The 19,096-nt window shown below is 65.1% G+C and carries 17 protein-coding genes, 3 tRNA genes and 1 pseudogene; 2 read left to right on the top strand and 19 right to left on the bottom strand.

The annotated features are described in order from the left end of the window. Positions 1-32: 32 nt before the first annotated feature. The 19 genes and pseudogenes from nuoF to ACMVY4_RS14780 form a co-directional block, all read right to left on the bottom strand. A pseudogene (nuoF, locus tag ACMVY4_RS14870) lies at positions 33-1,311 on the bottom strand (NADH-quinone oxidoreductase subunit NuoF). Next, positions 1,311-1,928, bottom strand: coding sequence for an NADH-quinone oxidoreductase subunit NuoE (gene nuoE / locus ACMVY4_RS14865; protein WP_416896795.1), 618 nt, complete (start codon positions 1,926-1,928; stop codon positions 1,311-1,313). Before nuoE ends, nuoF begins: the two are co-directional and overlap by 1 nt. Then, positions 1,925-3,100 (bottom strand): NADH-quinone oxidoreductase subunit D, encoded by a 1,176-nt coding sequence (locus ACMVY4_RS14860; RefSeq protein WP_416896794.1) that lies wholly within the window; start codon positions 3,098-3,100, stop codon positions 1,925-1,927. The genes nuoE and ACMVY4_RS14860 overlap by 4 nt, the downstream gene beginning before the upstream one ends. 2 nt (positions 3,101-3,102) lie before the next feature. Next, on the bottom strand, positions 3,103-3,723 hold the full coding sequence (locus ACMVY4_RS14855) for an NADH-quinone oxidoreductase subunit C (RefSeq protein WP_416896793.1): 621 nt from the start codon (positions 3,721-3,723) through the stop codon (positions 3,103-3,105). Positions 3,724-3,750: 27 nt separating this feature from the next. Continuing rightward, positions 3,751-4,305: a NuoB/complex I 20 kDa subunit family protein gene (locus ACMVY4_RS14850; RefSeq protein WP_416896792.1), complete on the bottom strand. Its 555-nt coding sequence runs from the start codon at positions 4,303-4,305 to the stop codon at positions 3,751-3,753. Further along, a complete protein-coding gene (locus ACMVY4_RS14845; protein ID WP_416896791.1) occupies positions 4,296-4,670 on the bottom strand; it encodes an NADH-quinone oxidoreductase subunit A in 375 nt (124 codons plus the stop codon). The genes ACMVY4_RS14850 and ACMVY4_RS14845 overlap by 10 nt, the downstream gene beginning before the upstream one ends. Positions 4,671-4,846: 176 nt before the next feature. Then, positions 4,847-4,923: transfer RNA gene (locus tag ACMVY4_RS14840), tRNA-Asp, on the bottom strand. Between the two features lie 141 nt (positions 4,924-5,064). Then, positions 5,065-5,140, bottom strand: a tRNA-Val gene (locus ACMVY4_RS14835). Between the two features lie 62 nt (positions 5,141-5,202). Continuing rightward, positions 5,203-5,478 (bottom strand): HU family DNA-binding protein, encoded by a 276-nt coding sequence (locus ACMVY4_RS14830; protein ID WP_416896790.1) that lies wholly within the window; start codon positions 5,476-5,478, stop codon positions 5,203-5,205. A 155-nt stretch (positions 5,479-5,633) separates the two neighbouring features. Next, on the bottom strand, positions 5,634-8,057 hold the full coding sequence (lon, locus tag ACMVY4_RS14825) for an endopeptidase La (protein WP_416900321.1): 2,424 nt from the start codon (positions 8,055-8,057) through the stop codon (positions 5,634-5,636). Positions 8,058-8,164: 107 nt separating this feature from the next. After that, positions 8,165-9,430 (bottom strand): ATP-dependent Clp protease ATP-binding subunit ClpX, encoded by a 1,266-nt coding sequence (gene clpX, locus ACMVY4_RS14820; protein ID WP_416896789.1) that lies wholly within the window; start codon positions 9,428-9,430, stop codon positions 8,165-8,167. A 159-nt stretch (positions 9,431-9,589) separates the two neighbouring features. After that, on the bottom strand, positions 9,590-10,225 hold the full coding sequence (gene clpP, locus ACMVY4_RS14815; protein ID WP_416896788.1) for an ATP-dependent Clp endopeptidase proteolytic subunit ClpP: 636 nt from the start codon (positions 10,223-10,225) through the stop codon (positions 9,590-9,592). A gap of 103 nt (positions 10,226-10,328) precedes the next feature. Continuing rightward, the gene (gene tig, locus ACMVY4_RS14810; protein ID WP_416896787.1) at positions 10,329-11,768 is read right to left on the bottom strand and encodes a trigger factor; all 1,440 of its coding nucleotides are present in this window, start codon (positions 11,766-11,768) and stop codon (positions 10,329-10,331) included. 121 nt (positions 11,769-11,889) lie between these two features. Further along, positions 11,890-11,974: transfer RNA gene (locus ACMVY4_RS14805), tRNA-Leu, on the bottom strand. Positions 11,975-12,069: 95 nt separating this feature from the next. After that, a complete protein-coding gene (locus tag ACMVY4_RS14800; RefSeq protein WP_416896786.1) occupies positions 12,070-12,315 on the bottom strand; it encodes a hypothetical protein in 246 nt (81 codons plus the stop codon). 113 nt (positions 12,316-12,428) lie between these two features. Then, a complete protein-coding gene (locus tag ACMVY4_RS14795) occupies positions 12,429-13,610 on the bottom strand; it encodes a malonyl-CoA decarboxylase domain-containing protein (protein WP_416896785.1) in 1,182 nt (393 codons plus the stop codon). Next, complete coding sequence (locus tag ACMVY4_RS14790) at positions 13,564-13,839, bottom strand: hypothetical protein (RefSeq protein WP_416896784.1); 276 nt, start codon at positions 13,837-13,839, stop codon at positions 13,564-13,566. The genes ACMVY4_RS14795 and ACMVY4_RS14790 overlap by 47 nt, the downstream gene beginning before the upstream one ends. A 23-nt stretch (positions 13,840-13,862) precedes the next feature. Then, the gene (locus ACMVY4_RS14785) at positions 13,863-15,326 is read right to left on the bottom strand and encodes an NAD(P)H-hydrate dehydratase (protein WP_416896783.1); all 1,464 of its coding nucleotides are present in this window, start codon (positions 15,324-15,326) and stop codon (positions 13,863-13,865) included. 3 nt (positions 15,327-15,329) lie between these two features. After that, positions 15,330-16,736, bottom strand: coding sequence for an amidase (locus ACMVY4_RS14780; RefSeq protein ID WP_416896782.1), 1,407 nt, complete (start codon positions 16,734-16,736; stop codon positions 15,330-15,332). A gap of 162 nt (positions 16,737-16,898) precedes the next feature. Between ACMVY4_RS14780 and ACMVY4_RS14775 the strand changes: the two genes are divergently transcribed. Then, positions 16,899-18,032: an NAD(P)/FAD-dependent oxidoreductase gene (locus ACMVY4_RS14775; RefSeq protein ID WP_416896781.1), complete on the top strand. Its 1,134-nt coding sequence runs from the start codon at positions 16,899-16,901 to the stop codon at positions 18,030-18,032. Positions 18,033-18,055: 23 nt separating this feature from the next. Then, entirely contained in the window at positions 18,056-19,090 is a 1,035-nt protein-coding gene (locus ACMVY4_RS14770) for a cyclase family protein (protein ID WP_416896780.1), read from the top strand. Positions 19,091-19,096: the final 6 nt, after the last annotated feature.

Genomic DNA, 19,096 nt, shown 5'->3' with positions numbered 1-19,096 from the left:
TCTCCGCCGTGTCCTTCAGTCCGTTCCGCCGCTCAGGCCGCCCGCTTGCGGAAGTCGATGATCCGCCGTTCCAGCACGGGCCGGAAATGCCGGATCAGGCCCTGGATCGGCCACGCAGCGGCATCGCCGAGCGCGCAGATCGTGTGCCCCTCCACCTGCTTGGTCACTTCATAGAGCTTGTCGATCTCGTCGACCGACGCCTCGCCCCGGACCATCCGCGTCATCACCCGGTACATCCAGCCGGTACCCTCGCGGCACGGGGTACACTGTCCGCAGCTCTCGTGCATGTAGAAATGCGCCAGGTTGGCGATGGCCTCGACGACATCGGTCGACTTGTCCATCACGATCACCGCCGCCGTACCCAGGCCCGACTGCGCCTCCTTGAGGCTGTCGAAATCCATCAACTGCTCGTCGCAGACATGTTTCGGGATCAACGGCACGGAGGACCCGCCCGGAATCACCGCCAGCAGGTTGTCCCAGCCGCCGCGCACGCCGCCGCAGTGCTTCTCCAGAAGCTCCTTCAGCGGAATGCCCATCTCCTCCTCGACATTGCAGGGCGTGTTCACGTGCCCCGAAACGCAGAAGAGCTTGGTACCGGTGTTGTTGGGCCGCCCAAGGCCGGCGAACCATGCCGCGCCGCGCTTCAGGATCTCCGGCGCGACGGCGATGGATTTCGACATTGTTCACCGTGGACGGGCAGCCATAGACGCCGACCGCGGCCGGGAAGGGCGGCTTCAGCCGGGGCTGGCCCTTCTTGCCTTCCAGGCTCTCGATCAGCGCGGTTTCCTCGCCGCAGATATAGGCGCCGGCACCGCGGTGCAGGATGATATCGTAGTCGAAGCCCGAACCGCAGGCATTCCTGCCGATCAGCCCGGCGTCATAGGCCTCCTCGATCGCGGCCTGCAGCACCCGCGCCTCGGCCACGAACTCGCCACGGATATAGATGAAGGCCGCGGCCGCGCGCATCGCGTAGCCCGCCACCAGGCAGCCTTCCAGCAGCCGGTGCGGATCGTTGCGCATGATCTCGCGGTCCTTGCATGTGCCAGGCTCCGATTCGTCGGCATTGACCACCAGATAGGAAGGACGGCCATCGGATTCCTTCGGCATGAAGGACCATTTCAGGCCCGTCGGGAAACCGGCGCCACCGCGCCCGCGCAAACCCGATTCCTTGATCTGGTCGATGATGGCGCTCTGCTCCATCGCCAGCAGATCCTTCGTGCCCTCCCAGACGCCGCGCTTGCGCGAATCGGCCAGGTTCCAGGACTGGTCGCCGTAGAGATTGGTGAAGATGCGGTCCTTGTCTTCCAGCATCAGGAACCTCCCTCCGCCTGCGCCAGCAGGGTCTTGCGGCCCTCGGCCGGCGCCGAGAACCTGCGGTCGATAGACGGTCCGGGCTTTACCTCCCGGCCGGCCGCCAGGTCGTCCAGCAGCTTCGCGCAGCGGTCGTAATCCAGATCCTCGAAGAAATCATCGTTGATCTGGATCATGGGGGCGTTGCAACAGGCGCCGAGGCACTCGACCTCGACAAGCGAGAACTTGCCGTCCTCGGTGACCCCGTCATGCTCCAGGCCGGTCTTGTCCTTGATCGCCCGGCGCAGGTCGTCGGCGCCGCGCAGCCAGCACGGCGTGGTCCGGCAGAGTTGCAGGTGGAACTCGCCGACCGGCGCCAGATTGTACATCGTGTAGAAGGTCGCGACCTCGTAGGCGCGAATGAACGGCATGCCGAGCTTGTCGGCGATGGTCTTCACCGCTGCGCGCGGGATCCAGCCGTGCTGGCGCTGCGCCAGATCGAGCAGCGGCATCACCGCGCTCTGCTGCCGGCCTTCCGGATAGCGGGCGATGATCTTCTCGGCCTGCGCCCAGACCTCGGGCTCGAACTCGAAGCTGTCCGGCTGCTGCTCGGCCGGTGCGACGGGACGTGCGCTCATCGGTCGATCTCCCCGAATACGACATCCAGCGAGCCGACGATCGCGACGGTGTCGGCCAGCAGATACCCCTTGGACATGAAGTCCGTTGCCTGCAGATGACGGAAGCCCGGCGCCGAAATCTTGCACTTGTACGGCCGGCTCGACCCGTCGGAGACCAGATAGACGCCGAACTCGCCCTTCGGCGCCTCGACGGCGGCATAGGCCTCGCCTTCCGGCACGTGAAAGCCTTCGGTGTAGAGCTTGAAGTGATGGATGAGCGCCTCCATCGAGCGCTTCATGTCCCCGCGCTTCGGCGGCGTCACCTTCTTGTCGACCGAGGCGTAAGGTCCGTCGGGCAGCGTCTCCAGCACCTGGCGGATGATGGCGATGGACTGCTTCATCTCCTCGACCCGGCAGAGGTAGCGGTCGAAACAGTCGCCGGTCTTGCCGACCGGAATGTCGAATTCGTACTTCTCGTAACCGTCATAGGGCTGCGCCTTGCGCAGGTCCCACGGCACGCCCGAGCCGCGCAGCATCACGCCGGTAAAGCCCCAGTCGAGGGCGTCGTCGGCCGAGATGATGCCGATGTCGGCGTTGCGCTGGCGGAAGATCCGGTTCTCGGTCAGCAGTTCCTCGATATCGTCGAGGAAGGTGAGCTTGTCGGCCCAGGCAAGGATCTTCTCCGGCATGTCCGCCGGAATGTCCTGATGGACGCCGCCCGGCCGGAAATAGGCCGCGTGCATGCGTGCGCCGGAGGCTGCCTCGTAGAACTCCATGAGCTTCTCCCGCTCTTCGAAGCCCCAGAGCGTCGGCGTCATCGCGCCCACATCCATGGCCTGCGTCGTGCAGTTCAGCAGATGGTTCAGCAGCCGTCCGATCTCGGCGAAAAGCACCCGCAGCGCCTGGCCGCGCGCCGGCACTTCGAGGCCCAGCAGCTTCTCGGTCGCCAGCACGAAGGCATGTTCCTGATTCATCGGCGCGACATAGTCGAGCCGGTCGAAATAGGGCATCGCCTGCAGATAGGTCTTGTGCTCGATCAGCTTCTCTGTGCCGCGGTGCAGTAGACCGATATGCGGGTCGGCCCGCTCGACGATCTCGCCGTCCAGTTCCAGCACAAGGCGCAGCACGCCGTGGGCCGCAGGGTGCTGCGGCCCGAAATTCATCAAGTAGTTCTTGATCTCGACCTCGGCCATGATCAGGAAGCTCCCTCTGCCGCATCCTCGGCCTTCTCGTCGCCCGGCAGGATGTAGTCCGCACCCTCCCAGGGGCTCATGTAGTCGAAACGGCGGAACTCCTGGACCAGCTTCACCGGCTCGTAGACCACCCGCTTCTGCTCGTCGTCGTAGCGCACCTCGACATAGCCGGTCAGCGGGAAATCCTTGCGCAGCGGATGTCCCTCGAAGCCGTAGTCGGAAAGGATGCGGCGCAGGTCCGGATGGCCGGAGAACATGATGCCGTACATGTCCCAGGTCTCCCGCTCGAACCAGTTGGCCGAGCTGTAGACGTCGCAGATGCTGGGGACCGGAGTCTCCTCGTCCGTGCGGAGCACGACGCGGACCCGCATGTTGTGACGGATCGAGAGCAGGTGATAGACGACGTCGAAGCGCGGGCTGCGGCCCGGGCGGTCGACCGCGGTGATGTCCATCAGCAGCCGGAACAGGCAGGACGGGTCGTCCTTCAGGAAGGTCATGACCCGCCCGATGTGATCCGCGCGGACGCGGATGGTGAGTTCGCCGAGCGCTTCCGTCCGCTCGATCATCGAATCGCCCAGGCCGGCTTCGATCAGATCGCCGGCTTCCTTCAGTGCTTCATCCATAAGTCGCGTCGTCGCCCTGTCGATGCGTCAGCGTGTGATGGTGCCGGTGCGGCGTATCTTCCGCTGCAGTTGCAGAATGCCGTAGACCAGCGCCTCCGCCGTCGGGGGACAGCCCGGGACATAGATGTCGACGGGCACGATCCGGTCGCAGCCCCGGACCACGGAGTAGGAATAGTGGTAGTAGCCGCCGCCATTGGCGCAGCTGCCCATGGAGATGACGTAGCGCGGCTCCGACATCTGGTCGTAGACCTTGCGCAGTGCCGGGGCCATCTTGTTGGTCAGCGTGCCGGCGACGATCATCACGTCGGACTGGCGCGGGCTGGCACGCGGCACGACGCCGAAACGGTCCAGATCGTAGCGCGGCATGTAGGCGTGGATCATCTCCACACCGCAGCAGGCCAGGCCGAAGGTCATCGGCCACAGAGAACCGGTACGCGCCCAGTTCACCAGCTTGTCCACCTGGCTGATGATGAAGCCCTTTTCGGACAGCTCTTCACCGACATCGCGGTAGAAGGCGTCCTGGTCGCCGGCGGCGGCCTTCGCGTTCAGCGCGGTCTCGGGCAGTTTGGCGTCTACTCCCATTCCAGCGCTCCCTTCTTCCATTCGTAGATGAAACCGATGGTCAGGATGCCGAGGAAGATCATCATCGACCAGAAGCCGAAGGTCCCGATCTCGGCCAGGCTGACCGCCCAGGGGAAGAGGAACGCGACCTCGAGATCGAAGATGATGAACAGGATCGCGACCAGATAGAACCGGACGTCGAATTGCCGGCGCGCGTCGCCGAACGGCTCGAAGCCGCATTCATAGGACGACAGCTTCTCGGCATCCGGCCGCTGGCGCGCAATGATGAACGAAGCGATCACCATGATTGATGCCAGGCCGACGGCCACGCCGAGGAAGATAAGAATAGGCAGGTATTCCGCCAGCAGACTGTCGATGCCAGTCATTGCAGATCCTTCCGGTACCCCATGAGTTCGCGCGGAGTATAGGGAGGTCGATACCGTTCCGAAAGCGCCAAACTGGCGCATATCCGGGAAAAATAGTGAGGTATTTCCGATACTTTGCGCGGTTGTTGTGCAACTGCTAAGTGCGCGGAAGCACTCGCGAAATTCGTGAGGGAAAGTGGCGGGAGTGACGGGACTCGAACCCGCGGCCTCTGGCGTGACAGGCCAGCGCTCTAACCAACTGAGCTACACCCCCGCTGGGTGCCTTTGGCGTCGCGGGGAGATACGCCCCGCCCGGCAGGCTGTCAAGGCCGCCCCGCCCGTTCGCGAAAGAAAAATGACATGCCCTTGCGTCAGGTCGCGGTCCTGTTGCGGCGGGCTGCCGTCGACGGACGGCTGGTGGGCGGTGACAGGCTCGAACTGCCGACCCTCTCGGTGTAAACGAGATGCTCTACCAACTGAGCTAACCGCCCGGAAACGAATCCGCCGGCCGCTCAGGGAACGGCCGGCGGATCCTGGAACCGGTCAGGTAGGGTCAGCCGTTGACGGCGTCCTTCAGACCCTTGCCCGCCTTGAATTTCGGCTGGATCGACGCCGGGATGTCGATTTCCGCACCGGTCTGCGGATTGCGCCCCTTGGAGGCAGCGCGCTTGCTGACCGAGAAGGTGCCGAAGCCGACGAGGCGAACTTCGTCAGACGACTTCAGCGCACCGGTGATCGCCTCGAACACCGCATCAACAGCTTCGCCCGCATCGCTCTTCGAGAGTCCGGCCTTGTCGGCCACCGCAGCTACCAGCTCGTTCTTGTTCACGTGAATCCCCTTTATCGTTGTGCCGTCGGCACATCGCCAGCCCCGGCGATGCCCTGTTTCCGCGGCCAACATAGGCACAGCCCCACAGGGCCGTCAAAAGGAAAAGCCGCCATTTCGGCGGCTTTCCCCAAGTTTCTGAACCGCTGCGACGACGGTCAATGCGTGACCACATCTCCCCTGTCGTCGCCACCCCGCGCGGCGGCCAGCCGCTCGGCCTCGTAGGCGGCCTCATCCCACTCAACGGCCGTGAGCGGCTGCGTCAGCGCCCGCGGCAGGACATCGTCGACGGTCGCGACAGGCACGATCTCGATGTCCTTCTTCACATTGTCCGGAATGTCCTGGAGATCCTTCTCGTTCTCGCGCGGGATCAGCACCGTCTTGATGCCGGCCCGGTGCGCGGCGAGCAGTTTCTCCTTCAGGCCGCCGATCGGCAGCACGCGGCCACGGAGCGTGACCTCGCCGGTCATGGCGATATCACGGCGCACCGGAACTTGTGTCAAAACCGAAACGATCGATGTGACCATTGCAATACCGGCGGACGGACCGTCCTTCGGCGTCGCGCCCTCGGGCACGTGGATGTGGATGTCGCGCTTGTCGAAAGTCGGCGGAATGACGCCGAAATCCAGCGAGCGGGCGCGCACGAAGGATTTCGCCGCCTGAATGGATTCCTGCATCACGTCGCCGAGCTTGCCGGTGATCGTCATGCGGCCCTTGCCGGGCAGCGTCACCGCTTCGATCGACAGCAGTTCACCACCGACTTCGGTCCAGGCCAGACCGGTGGTGACACCGATCAGGTCCTCTTCCTCCATCATGCCGTAGCGATAGCGGCGGACGCCGGCGTATTTCTCGAGGTTGCGGGTCGTCAGCTTCACCGTGCTGGTGTCGCCGCTGACGATCTCCTTCACCGACTTCCGCGCCAGATTGGCGATCTCGCGCTCCAGATTCCGGACGCCGGCCTCACGGGTGTAGTAGCGGATCAGGTCCCGAATCGCGTTGTCCGAGATGTCCCATTCCTTCTTCTTCAGCCCGTGGTCCTTGACCTGCTTCGGCACCAGATGGCGCTTGGCGATCTCCACCTTCTCGTCCTCGGTGTAGCCCGAGAGCCGGATGATCTCCATGCGGTCCAGCAGCGGCTGCGGCATGCGCAGCGTGTTGGCGGTGCAGATGAACATCACGTCCGACAGGTCGTAGTCGACCTCCAGATAGTGGTCGCTGAAGGTGTGGTTCTGTTCCGGATCCAGCACTTCCAGCAGGGCCGATGACGGGTCGCCCCGGAAATCCGCGCCCAGCTTGTCGACCTCATCCAGAAGGAACAGCGGGTTGGACTTCTTCGCCTTCTTCATCGACTGGATGATCTTGCCGGGCATGGAGCCGATATAGGTCCGCCGATGACCGCGGATCTCGGCCTCGTCGCGAACGCCGCCGAGCGACAGGCGGACATATTCGCGGCCCGTGGCGTGCGCGATCGACTTGGCGAGCGAGGTCTTGCCGACGCCGGGCGGTCCGACGAGGCAGAGGATCGGGCCCTTCAGCTTCTTCACGCGCTGCTGCACGGCGAGATATTCGAGGATTCGCTCCTTGACCTTCTCCAGACCGTAGTGGTCGTCGTTCAGCACATTCTCGGCGCCGCCGATGTCCTTCTTCACACGGCTCTTCTGGCTCCACGGAATCGAGAGCAGCCAGTCGAGATAGTTGCGGACGACGGTCGCCTCGGCCGACATCGGGCTCATCGCCTTCAGCTTCTTCAGCTCGGCGTCGGCCTTCTCGCGCGCTTCCTTCGACAGCTTCGTGTTGGCGATGCGCTCCTCGAGTTCGGCAAGCTCGTTGCCGCCATCGTCGCCGTCGCCCAGCTCCCGCTGGATCGCCTTCATCTGTTCGTTGAGATAGTACTCGCGCTGGGTCTTCTCCATCTGCCGTTTCACGCGGCCACGGATCTTCTTCTCGACCTGGATGACGTCCAGCTCGCCGTCCATCTTGGACAGGATGTGCTCCAGCCGCTCCTGCACGCTCAGCCGCTCCAGCAGATCCTGCTTGTCGGCCAGCTTGAGCTGCAGGTGCTGCGCCACGGTGTCGGCCAGCTTGCCCGGCTCCTCGATCTTCTCGACCGTCGCAAGCACCTCGTTCGGCACCTTGCGCGAAACCTTCACATACTGTTCGAACTGGTCGCGCAGCGAGCGCACAAGGGCCTCGACCTCGTTCGAGCTGCCCGGCTCCTCGTCAAGGAGTTCGGCACGGGCCTCGAAATAGTCCTTCTCGTCGATCAGCTCGTCGACGCGGGCGCGTCGCCGGCCCTCGACCAGGACCTTCACCGTGTCGTCAGGCAGTTTCAGAAGCTGCAGGACGGTCGATACCGCACCGAAGCGGTAGACGTCGTCGGCGCCCGGCTCGTCGACCGATGCGTCCTTCTGGGCGACGAGCAGGATTTCCTTGTTGCCCTGCATCACCGCCTCGAGGGCGCGGACGGATTTCTCGCGCCCGACGAACAGGGGCACGATCATGTTGGGGAACACCACGATATCGCGCAGCGGCAATACGGGCAGAATCTGGGTGTTGTCAGGATCAGACAAAGCAGCCTCCATCACGCGCGGCGAGGACCTCCAACGAGCATCCCGTCCGCTCTCAATGATCTATTGCGAAATGCGCGCGCTTCAAGCGGCGCAGGATCGGTGTCGGGGCTTCGGCGCACTCAGGCCGAGCTGTCCATCTCGCCGGCGCGGTCCGCGTAGAGCTTCAGCGGCTTCGCGTTGCCCTCGACCACCTCGCCGTTCACGACCACCTGTTCGACGCCGTCCATCGTGGGCAGGTCGTACATGGAATCGAGCAGGATGTTCTCCAGGATCGAGCGGAGACCACGCGCGCCGGTCTTGCGATCGATGGCGCGTCGCGCGATCGCGTTCAGCGCGTCGTCGTTGAAGGTCAGGCCGACATTTTCCATCTCGAACAGCCGCTGGTACTGCTTGACCAGCGCATTCTTCGGCTGGGTCAGGATCTGGACCAGCGCATCCTCGTCGAGATCGTTGAGCGTCGCCAGAACCGGCAGACGCCCGACGAATTCCGGGATCAGGCCGAACTTCAGCAGATCTTCCGGCTCCACCTCGGAGAGGATCTCGCCCGTGCCGCGGTCGTCCGGCGAGCGCACATCGGCACCGAAGCCGATCGAGGTGCCCTGCCCGCGCGCCGAGATGATCTTGTCGAGACCCGCGAACGCGCCACCGCAGATGAACAGGATGTTGGTCGTGTCCACCTGCAGGAACTCCTGCTGCGGATGCTTGCGCCCGCCCTGCGGCGGCACCGAAGCGACCGTGCCTTCCATGATCTTCAGCAGCGCCTGCTGCACGCCCTCGCCCGAGACGTCACGGGTGATCGACGGGTTGTCGGACTTGCGGCTGATCTTGTCGACCTCGTCGATATAGACGATGCCGCGCTGCGCACGCTCGACATTGTAGTCGGCGGCCTGGAGCAGCTTCAGGATGATGTTCTCGACATCCTCGCCGACATAGCCGGCTTCGGTCAGCGTCGTGGCGTCCGCCATGGTGAACGGCACATCGAGAATGCGCGCAAGGGTCTGCGCCAGCAGGGTCTTGCCGCAGCCGGTCGGCCCCATCAGCAGGATGTTCGACTTGGCCAGTTCCACGTCGCCGTTCTTGGCGCTGTGGTTGAGGCGCTTGTAGTGGTTGTGAACCGCCACCGAGAGAACGCGCTTGGCCTTGTCCTGACCGATCACGTAGTCGTCGAGGACTTTGCAGATTTCGCCCGGCGTGGGAATACCGTCACGGGTCTTGACCAGGGAGCCCTTGTTCTCTTCGCGGATGATGTCCATGCAGAGTTCGACGCATTCATCGCAGATGAATACCGTCGGCCCGGCGATGAGCTTGCGGACCTCGTGCTGGCTCTTACCGCAGAACGAGCAGTAGAGAGTGTTCTTCGAGTCGCCGCCGCTTAGTTTGGTCATATCCGCTCCGATTCCTCAACTTGCTCGCATACTAGACAACCGTCCGGCGTTCCGTACAGCCCCTTACGTTGTGCGCTGATCACAGATCACCGCATGGCTGAAGGGCGTCCCGGCACCATATGCCGGGACCCTCAAATTCCGGTTAACGAAGGCTAAGACCTAGTCGCCCTTCGTGTCGCCGATGACGGGACGGCTGTTCACGACCTCGTCGATCAGCCCGAATTCCTGAGCCTGCTCGGGAGTCATGAAATTGTCGCGGTCCATGGCCTTTTCAATGGTGTCCATGTCCTGACCGGTATGCTGGACGTAGATCTCGTTGAGACGCTTGCGCAGGGCTATGATCTCGCGGGCGTGGATCTCGATGTCCGAGGCCTGGCCCTGGAAGCCGCCGGAGGGCTGGTGGATCATGATCCGGGAGTTCGGCAGGCTGAACCGCATGCCCTTCTCGCCGGCCGACAGCAGCAGCGAACCCATGGATGCGGCCTGGCCGATGCAGAGCGTCGCCACCTTCGGACGGATGTACTGCATGGTGTCGTACATCGCGAGACCGGAGGTCACCACGCCGCCCGGCGAGTTGATGTAGACCGAGATCTCCTTGGTCGGGTTCTCGGCCTCCAGGAACAGCAGCTGCGCGGTCACCAGCGACGAGACGCCATCATGGATGGGCCCGACGATGAAAATGATCCGCTCCTTCAGCAGGCGGGAATAGATGTCGTAGGCCCGCTCGCCGCGGTTGGTCTGCTCGACCACCATCGGCACCAGGGTATTCATGTAGACTTCGCGGGGATCCTTCATCGTAGCTCCTCGGGACTGAAGGGCCGGCCCGGAACGGGCGCCGCGGGCCGGCTGGCAGGGTGGGACGCGACTAATATGGCGCTCATGGCGCCGCCGGAAAAGGTCAGGCGGCCGAACCGGCCTCCGCTTCGCCGTCGCCGTCCGGATCCGCTGACAGCTCCTCGGGGCTGACCGAGCGCTCGGTCACCTTCGCCATCTCGGCGATGAAGTCGATGACCTTGTCCTCGAAGATCGGCGCGCGAAGGTTCTGCATCGCCTGCGGGTTCTGCTGGTAGAACTCCAGCACCTGACGCTCCTGGCCGGGGAAATTCCGCGCCATCTTCATGATCTCGCGGTTCACCTCGTCGGGGCCGACTTCCAGCTTGTTGGTCCGGCCGATCTCTGCCAGCACCAGGCCCAGGCGCACGCGGCGCTCGGCGATCTGGCGGAACTCGGCCTTCTTCTCGTCGTCCAGATGTTCGTCGACCGGCTTCTTCTCATGATCGTGGTCATGATCGTGATCGTGGCCGTGATCATGGTCGTGGTCGTGGTCGTGGTCGTGATCATGGCTGTGGTCATGATCATGGTCGCCCTGCTCCTCGCGGTGCGCCTCGGACACGATCTGGCCGTACTCGGTCTCGACCATGCCGGGCGGGACTTCGAAATCGTGGCGCTCGGCCAGACGGTCGAGCACTTCCCGCTTCAGGCGCATGCGGCTGATCTGGCCGTATTCCTCCGAGATGCGGCCGCGCATGGTCTCCTTCAGCGCATCGAGATCCTCGAGGCCAAGCTGCTTGGCGAAATCGTCGTTGATCTCCGGATCCTTCGAGACGCGGACCTCACGCACGGTCACGTCGAAGGTCGCCGCCTTGCCGGCCAGATGATCGGCGCCGTACTCCTCGGGGAAGTTCACGCTGACCTCGACGGCGTCGCCGGCCTTCTTGCCGACAAGCTGCTCCTCGAAACCCGGAATGAACTGGCCCGAACCCAGCACCAGCTGGACTTCCTCGCCGGCGCCGCCCTCGAAGGGTTCACCGTCGACCTTGCCGACGAAATCGATCAGCACGGCATCGCCGTCGGCGGCCTCGCGGCCTTCATCCTCGGCCTTCTCGTAGACCTTCTGATCCTCGGCCAGACGCTTCAGAGCCTCGTCGACCGTCTCGTCGGCGACGTCGGCGACCAGCTTCTCGACTTCCATGCTGCCGAGATCGGTCACTTCGAACACGGGCAGGATCTCGAGCGACATCTTGTATTCCAGCTGCTCGCCCTCATCGAACTTCTCGATCTCGATGGACGGCTGAACGGCAGGACGGACGTCATTTTCCTCAAGCGCCTTCTGGCTGGTCTCGTTGATGGTCTCTTCGAGAACCTCGCCCATGACGTTCTTGCCGTACATCTGCCGCAGCAGCTTCGGCGGCACCTTGCCGGGCCGGAAACCCTTCATCTGGACCTGCTGACTGAGTTCCTTGAGCTTGGCGTTCACCCGGCCCTCGACCTCGTCTGCCGTCACGACGATCTTGTATTCCCGCTTCAGCCCTTCCGACACCAGCTCTTCGACCTGCATCGACGCATCATCCTTCCATGTTCGCCCCGTCCGCCGGGGCCGCCGCAGGCCGGTGCGCCCGCGGCAAGATCCTTCTCACAGTTGTCCCGGCCGGGCTTGATGGAGCTGGACCGGGTGCGGCTGGTGCGGGCGGAGGGACTCGAACCCCCATGACTTGCGTCACCAGGACCTAAACCTGGCGCGTCTACCAATTCCGCCACGCCCGCGATGAACGGTCCTGCGACGGCCGCACGTCAACCGGCGGCGGAGCCATACGCGGCCCGCAGGATGGCGTCAAGCGGCGGCGAGTTGCGGGTTGGGATCAGGCGGCCCGGTCGAGCTGGCGGAACTGCTCTAGGAAACAGGAAAGGGCCAGAATCCGGAGCCCTCCGGCGGCGTTGCGGCCGCTCTGAAGATGCCTCACGCGGTAGCTGACATGCGGAATGCCCATGCCGTCGACGGACACGTCGACAACCTCGGCTTCCTCAACTGCCCGTCCTCCGATCTGCCGCACATGGCGCGTGCCGGGCTCCAGGGTCGTCTGCTGTCGTTTGCGCGAAAAGAACATTCAGATGTCAGCCTCCGCGAGAGAAACCTTGCCTGTGATCGAGGAGTCACAGATTCCAGAAAGCAAACCTTTTGTAAACCTTGCCAGGTAAACAAAATCATAACACCGGGTTACTACGCACTTTTCGCGAGCCTGCGGACTTCAGCGGAGACGGCAATGCGGCCATCGCCGCGGAACAATTCGTGGTTACGCTCGATCTGATCCAGCTTGTAGAGGTAGTTCACCATCAGTCCGGCCGAGGCCCGGATGCCCGCACGGGACCGGTTTCCGAGCCAGTTGAGCCGCTCCACCCGGGCGCCGTTGTTGAGGTGGAACCGGGCCACCGGATCGAGCGGCAGGCCGCGCCCGTCCTTCTCGGCCGTCAGGTAGAGCGCGCCCAACCGCATCAGCGCCGCCTCGGCGGGCGCAGCGGTCTTGTCGTCACGCCACCAGTCCTCGTCCCACAGGAACGCCAGCAGCGCTGCATTGCCGCTCTCGGCGCCGGTCGCGGCAAGCAGAACCTTGCGCTCGGCGTCGGTCAGCACCTCGTCCTCTCCGGCGAGGCATCCCTCCAGCCAGCGGCGGAAGCCGGGCATCGGCGACAGCGTGGCGAAGTCCTTGAGGTTGGGCAGCCGCTGGCTCAGGCGGTCGACGACGCGTTTGATCAGGAAGTCGCCGAAGCCGACCCCGGCCAGCCCCTTCTGGCAGTTGGAGATCGAATAGAAGATCGCGGTGTCGGCGCTCGCCGGATCCATCGGCGGCGCATCCTCGTCGAGCAGCGACTGCACGTTGCCGGAAATGCCGTTCACCAGGGCGACCTCGACGAAGATCAGCGGCTCGTCCGGCATGTTCGGATGCACGAAGGAAAAGCAGCGGCGGTCGGAGTCGAGCCGGTTCTTCAGATCGGTCCAGGACCGGATCTCGTGCACGGCTTCGTACTCGATCAGCTTTTCCAGCAGCGAGGCCGGCGAATTGAAGGTGATCTGCGCCATCTCCAGGAAGCCGATGTCGAACCATCCGCGCAGCAGGTTCTGCAGGTCCTCTTCCAATCCTTTCAGTTCCGGATGCTCCGGCAGCGCCTCCAGCATGTCGGCGCGCATGTCGACCAGAAACTTCACGCCGTGTTCCAGGCTGTTGAACTGGGTCAGCAACTGTACCCGCGGGGCCACCAGCGCATCCCTCAGCCGCCGGCGGGCGCGGCGCCGTTCCTGATCGCCCTCGGCCGAGGCCAGCGCGGCGCTGGCCTTCTCGATCTCCTCATGGTCGACATCATAATGTTCGGCCAGCAGGCCGAAGAAGCGGAACTCGACCGGCATTGTCGAAGTTCAGATAGGCCCGTCCCAGTTCCGCCGCGCGCAGCCGCGCGGAAACAGCGCCGCCCGTATGCGCCAGGCAGGCGTCGATCTGCTTGCGGATCAGGGGCAGGTCGCCATCCGCCAGTTCCGGCGACACGTCGACCGGACGGATGGGATCGATCCCCGACCCGCGCCAGTTGCGGACCTGGTTCAACGCCCGGTTCCAGAAGCTCGACTGCTGCTTCGACATCTCCGTCTCCCGACAACTCGAGGTCAGATTTCCATCAGGGACCGCAGGACACCCGGCAAGGCGGGCGCGAGGTCCTCGGCGATCAGCCCGGGTCCGAACGCCGCGGCCGCCGCGCCATGCATCCAGACAGCCATGCAGGCCGCCTCGAAGGCTGGCACGCCCTGCGCCAACAGCCCCAGCGCGATGCCGGCCAGGACATCGCCGGAGCCGGCCGTGGCCAGCCAGGGCGGCGCATTGTCGTTGACGACGGCGCGGCCGTCAGGAGCGGCGATCACGGTGTCAGGTCCCTTCAGCACCACGACGGCGCCGCTGGTTCCGGCCGCCGCGGTGGCGATGCCGATACGGTCGCCGTCGGTACTGAAGAGCCGCCCGAACTCGCCGACATGCGGTGTCAGGATACAGGGCCCGGCAATGGCGCTGAACAGCTCCGTCGGATCGTTCTGGAAGACAGTCAGTGCGTCGGCGTCGAGCACTACCGGACGCCGCGTCTCCAGTGCGGCCAGGGCAAACGCCTTCGTCCGGTCGGTGAGCCCGTTGCCCGGACCGACGGCGATGGCGTTGCGGCGCGGATCGGCGAGGAACTCCGTCCACGCCGTGGTGTCCTCGACCGATTTCAGCATCACGGCCGTCAGATGGCTGGCATAGACGATGGCCGCCGACGGTGGCGCAGCACAGGTCACCAACCCCGCTCCGCTTCTCAGCGCTGCCTCCGCCGTCAACCGCGCCGCGCCCGACGCCGTGACGCCACCGCCCGCGACGACGGCGTGACCGCGCCCGTACTTGTGCCCGCCGGCTTCCGGGCGTGGCAGCACATCGCTCCACAAGTCCGGCGAATTCCGCCAGCCGACTGGCCGGGTTTCCTCGAGCGCCGACAGCGGCGTGCCGATGTCGATCACCTCGACCGCGCCGCAGAGTTCGCGGCCCGGCATCAGCAGATGTCCGGGCTTCAGGGTGAAGAAGGTCGTCGTCAGATCGGCCCGGAAGACCGCGCCGTCGAACTGGCCGGTATCGCCGTCCACGCCGCTGGGCACATCGACCGCGACGACGGCCCGTCCGCGGGACGCCTCGGCAAGTGCAGCGGCCGCGCCTTCCAGCGGACGCGCCAGTCCTGCCCCGAACAGCGCATCGACCACCAGTGTCGCGTCGCCGAGGCAATCGCCGGTCAGGGGCTCGACCCCGCCATCCCAGCGTCGGGCCATGATCGCCGCATCGCCCTTCAGGCGTCCGGCGTCGCCCAGAAGCGCCAGCCGGACGGGCCAGCCGGCCGCCTTCAGATGCCGCGCGATGACGAAGCCGTCACCGCCATTGTTTCCGGGCCCGCAAAGCACTACCGCCGGCTGCGCATCGTAGCGGGCGAGGATCTGCTCTGTCGCACCGCGCCCGGCATTCTCCATCAGGGTCTCGCCCGAAACCCCGTGACGCACAGCATGCGCGTCGGCGGCATACATCTGCCGCACCGACAGGATCGCGTCTGCCGCCTTCGGCATCGCTCAGAGCTCCGGACGCCGTGAAGTTGCCACGGGGTTCGCTTCCTCATAGGCGCGGGCGATGCGGAGCACGGTCGTGTCATCGAACATGCGGCCGACGACCTGCAACCCGACCGGCAGGCCTGCCTTCGTGAAGCCGCACGGCACCGAACAGGCCGGCTGCTGCGTCAGGTTGAAGGGATAGCTGAAGGGGGTCCATACGATCCAGCCGTTGGAGGCGTTCTCGTCCCAGTCTTCCGGCACAAGCCGCCCGGCCTCGAAGGCCGGCACCGCCAGAGACGGCGTGATCAGGGCGTCGTAGTCCGCCATGAACAGCTTCACCGAGGTACCCAGATCGGCGCGGGCCTTCTGGGCATCCATGTAGTCGCCCAGCGAGATGCCTTCGGCGACCTCGAGAACCTTCTGGAGGCCCGGATCCATCTCGGCCTTGCGGGCGGCGTCGAGATGGCGGAACGAACCATGCGCGCCCGACTGCCAGAGGACGTTGAAGATGTCCGCCGGATCGTCGAAGCCCGGATCCACCTCGATAATCTCGGCGCCAAGTTCGGCGAGGGTCTCGGCGGCCGCCTTCACGGATGCGGCCACCTCTTCGTCGACACGGGCATAGCCGAGGCGCGGGCTGTAGGCGATCCGCAGGCCCTTCACGCCACCCTCGATCGCGCGGCCATGAATCTTCGGCGACGGAATCGAGAACCAGTCATGGGTGTCCTCGCCCATCATCGCGTTCAGCATCAGCAGCGTGTCCGAAACCGTGCGCGCGAGCGGTCCCGCATGGGCCAGCGTGCCCATGGCGCTGGCCGGATAATAGGGCACCCGCCCGAAATGCGCCTTGTGACCGACGATCCCCGCGAAGGCGGCGGGGATACGGATCGAACCGCCGCCGTCGGTGCCGATATGCAGCGGTCCCATCCCCGCCGCGCAGGCGGCCGACGCGCCACCTGACGATCCGCCTGGCGTCGTGTTCGTGTCCCACGGGTTCCGGGTAATCCCGGTCAGAGGGCTGTCGTTGACGCCTTTCCAGCCGAACTCGGGCATGTTCGTCTTGCCGGTGATCACAGCGCCCGCGGCCCGCAGCCGGGCGACGGCCGGGCAATCGAAGCCGCTCGGCTCGTCTGGTGTCGTCTTCGAGCCCTTGCGGTTGCGCAGGCCCTCGACCTCGAACAGGTCCTTGATGCCGGTCGGCACCCCGTCGATCGGCGAGAGCGGCGCCCCGGCCTTCCACCGCGCGGCAGAATCGGCTGCCGCCGCCATGGCGCGGTCCTGATCCAGTTCACGGAAGCAGTTCAGCTTGCCGTCGACGGCATCGATGCGCGCAAAGACCGCCTCCGCGGCTTCGACGGGCGTGAAATCCCCGCGCTCGTAGCCGCGGACCAGATCGGCGGCCGTCATCCAGTGCAGTTCTTCGGTCATCGCCCCTCTCCGTTGCGCGGGCGCATTCTTGCCCGCCCGGTGCGCCGACGGCAACGGCATGCGGCAACGCAGCACGGATACGACGCGCTGCTTTCCGCTCCACCGATTGCCTCGAAGCGTCCGCAGACCGCATATTGAGGAGAGAGCGCAGGGGGAATTGGCTTGATCGAGTGCGAGATTGCGGTGATCGGCGGCGGGATCGCGGGCTATGCGGCAGCCTGCTTCCTGGCGGAAGCGAAGGGCAGCGGATCCGAAATCGCCCTGATCGAACGGGAAAGCCAGCCGGGCTATCACACCACAGGCCGCTCGGCGGCGATGTACACCGAGGTCTATGGCAACGCCACCATCCGGGCGATGGTCCGCGCCGCCCGGCCCTTCCTCGAAAATCCCGAACGCCGGTTCGCCGACCGGTCCTTCCTCGCCCCGCGCGGCGCGCTGATGGTGGCCAACGAAACTCAGGCGGCGCGGATCGATGCCTTCCTGGAAGAGATGAACCGCCCCGACCTACTGGAAAAGGTCGGGAGGGACCGGTGTCTCGACATCTCGCCGGCACTCGATCCGGAACGAGTCGTCGGCGGCGTCTACGAGGCGGCGGCCATGGATATCGACGTCCACGCGCTGCTGCAGGCCTATGTCCGGGTCTTCAGGGGCCTTGAGGGCCGCAGCCTGCATGACGCCGAGGTCCGCGGCATCTCCGGTCAGGCAGGCGCCTTCGAGATCGAGACCGCCGTGGGGACCGTGAAGGCCGGACTGATCGTCAACGCTTCGGGAGCCTGGGGCGACATGATCGGCCAGATGGCCGGCGCGGCGCCGGTCGGCCTCGTTCCGATGCGGCGGACGGCGATCACCTTCGATCCGCCCGCCGGCATGGATCCGTCGAAATGGCCGCTGACCTTCGACATCGACGAGGAATGGTATTTCAAACCCGATGCCGGACGGATCCTCGCCTCGCCTGCCGACGAGACGCCCGCCGGGCCGTCGGATGCACAGCCGGAAGAACTCGACATCGCCATCTGCATCGACCGGATCGAGACGGCCACGACCTTGCAGGTGCGCCGCCCCGCCAGCCGATGGGCCGGCCTGCGCTGCTTCGTGGACGACCACAGCCCGGTCAACGGCTTCGACGACAAGGTGGAGGGCTTCTACTGGCTGATTGGCCAGGGCGGCTACGGCATCAAGACATCGTCGACCATGGCGCGGATCGCGGCGGCCAGAATCACCGCTCAGCCGATACCGGACGACATACTGGCGCAGGGGCTCGACCCTGCGAACCTGGCCGTGGAACGGCTGAGATAGAGATCATTCCTGGGGAGGAAACCATGACGAAACGCTGGCAGAACCGGCCCGAGGGCTCGGAATGGGGCGATCACGGCGCGGACGACGAGCTGGGCCGCGTCAACCTGATCACCGCGGAGAAGGTGAAGCAGGGCGTGGCCGAGGTGAAGGAGGGCAAGACCTTCTGCCTCAGCCTGCCGCTGGACTATCCGGGCGGGAACATCCTCAACGTCCGACGTCACCCGCCGCGCTGGAGCCCGACCTTCCTGGAGGACCAGCCCTACATCAATTTCCCGCTGCACAAGCTCGACCAGCAGAACACCGACGTCGTCAGCGACGATCAGGTGACGATCTGTTTGCAGTATTCCACCCAGTGGGACGCGCTCAGCCATGTCGGTTCGTTCTACGACGCCGACGGCGATGGCGCGGACGAGAAGGTCTACTTCAACGGCTACCGCGCTGGCGAGCACGTCGTCGGACCGCAGTCCTATGACGGCGAGGCCACCAATGGCGACGCCCCGGCTGCGCGCCGTCTCGGCATCCAGAACTTTGCCGAGCACGGCATGCAGGGCCGTGGCGTGCTGATCGACCTGGAAGCCCATGTCGGGCGGGACCGGACCTTCGTCGATTTCGACATGCTCTCGGACATCATGAAGAAGGACGGTGTGACCGTGGAGAAGGGCGACATGGTTCTCTTCCGCACCGGCTTCGCCGACGAGATCCTGTCGATGAACCGCAACCCGTCGAAGGAGCGGCTCGAGAATTCCTGCGCGGTGCTGAACGGCCGCGATCCGAAGCTGCTGGAATGGGTATCGGACAGCGGCGCGTCAGCCCTGATCGCCGACAACTACGCGGTCGAGGGCATTCCGCCGATGCCGGCTGACGGCAAGCGGCCAATGCTGCCGCTGCACCACCACTGCCTGTTCAAGCTGGGCCTGCCGCTCGCGGAACTCTGGTACCTGTCGGAGCTTGCAGACTGGCTGCGCGTGAACGGCCGCAACCGCTTCCTGCTCACCGCCCCGCCGCTCCGCCTGCCGGGCGCCGTCGGCAGCCCGGCAACGCCCATCGCGACGGTGTAGCCGCAG

Origin of the sequence: Minwuia sp. (assembly GCF_048007105.1) — a bacterium.
Classification (GTDB): domain Bacteria; phylum Pseudomonadota; class Alphaproteobacteria; order Minwuiales; family Minwuiaceae; genus Minwuia.
Note: the sequence above shows the minus strand (reverse complement) of the source record. Positions and strands in the feature narration are given on the sequence as shown.

Coding starts and splice junctions, on each gene's coding strand:
- nuoE (WP_416896795.1), bottom strand. CDS start 1,928: ATGAGCGCACGTCCCGTCGCACCGGCCGAGCAGCAGCCGGACAGCTTC.
- ACMVY4_RS14860 (WP_416896794.1), bottom strand. CDS start 3,100: ATGGCCGAGGTCGAGATCAAGAACTACTTGATGAATTTCGGGCCGCAG.
- ACMVY4_RS14855 (WP_416896793.1), bottom strand. CDS start 3,723: ATGGATGAAGCACTGAAGGAAGCCGGCGATCTGATCGAAGCCGGCCTG.
- ACMVY4_RS14850 (WP_416896792.1), bottom strand. CDS start 4,305: ATGGGAGTAGACGCCAAACTGCCCGAGACCGCGCTGAACGCGAAGGCC.
- ACMVY4_RS14845 (WP_416896791.1), bottom strand. CDS start 4,670: ATGACTGGCATCGACAGTCTGCTGGCGGAATACCTGCCTATTCTTATC.
- lon (WP_416900321.1), bottom strand. CDS start 8,057: ATGGAGGCTGCTTTGTCTGATCCTGACAACACCCAGATTCTGCCCGTA.
- clpX (WP_416896789.1), bottom strand. CDS start 9,430: ATGACCAAACTAAGCGGCGGCGACTCGAAGAACACTCTCTACTGCTCG.
- clpP (WP_416896788.1), bottom strand. CDS start 10,225: ATGAAGGATCCCCGCGAAGTCTACATGAATACCCTGGTGCCGATGGTG.
- tig (WP_416896787.1), bottom strand. CDS start 11,768: ATGCAGGTCGAAGAGCTGGTGTCGGAAGGGCTGAAGCGGGAATACAAG.
- ACMVY4_RS14800 (WP_416896786.1), bottom strand. CDS start 12,315: ATGTTCTTTTCGCGCAAACGACAGCAGACGACCCTGGAGCCCGGCACG.
- ACMVY4_RS14795 (WP_416896785.1), bottom strand. CDS start 13,610: ATGCCGGTCGAGTTCCGCTTCTTCGGCCTGCTGGCCGAACATTATGAT.
- ACMVY4_RS14790 (WP_416896784.1), bottom strand. CDS start 13,839: ATGTCGAAGCAGCAGTCGAGCTTCTGGAACCGGGCGTTGAACCAGGTC.
- ACMVY4_RS14785 (WP_416896783.1), bottom strand. CDS start 15,326: ATGCCGAAGGCGGCAGACGCGATCCTGTCGGTGCGGCAGATGTATGCC.
- ACMVY4_RS14780 (WP_416896782.1), bottom strand. CDS start 16,736: ATGACCGAAGAACTGCACTGGATGACGGCCGCCGATCTGGTCCGCGGC.
- ACMVY4_RS14770 (WP_416896780.1), top strand. CDS start 18,056: ATGACGAAACGCTGGCAGAACCGGCCCGAGGGCTCGGAATGGGGCGAT.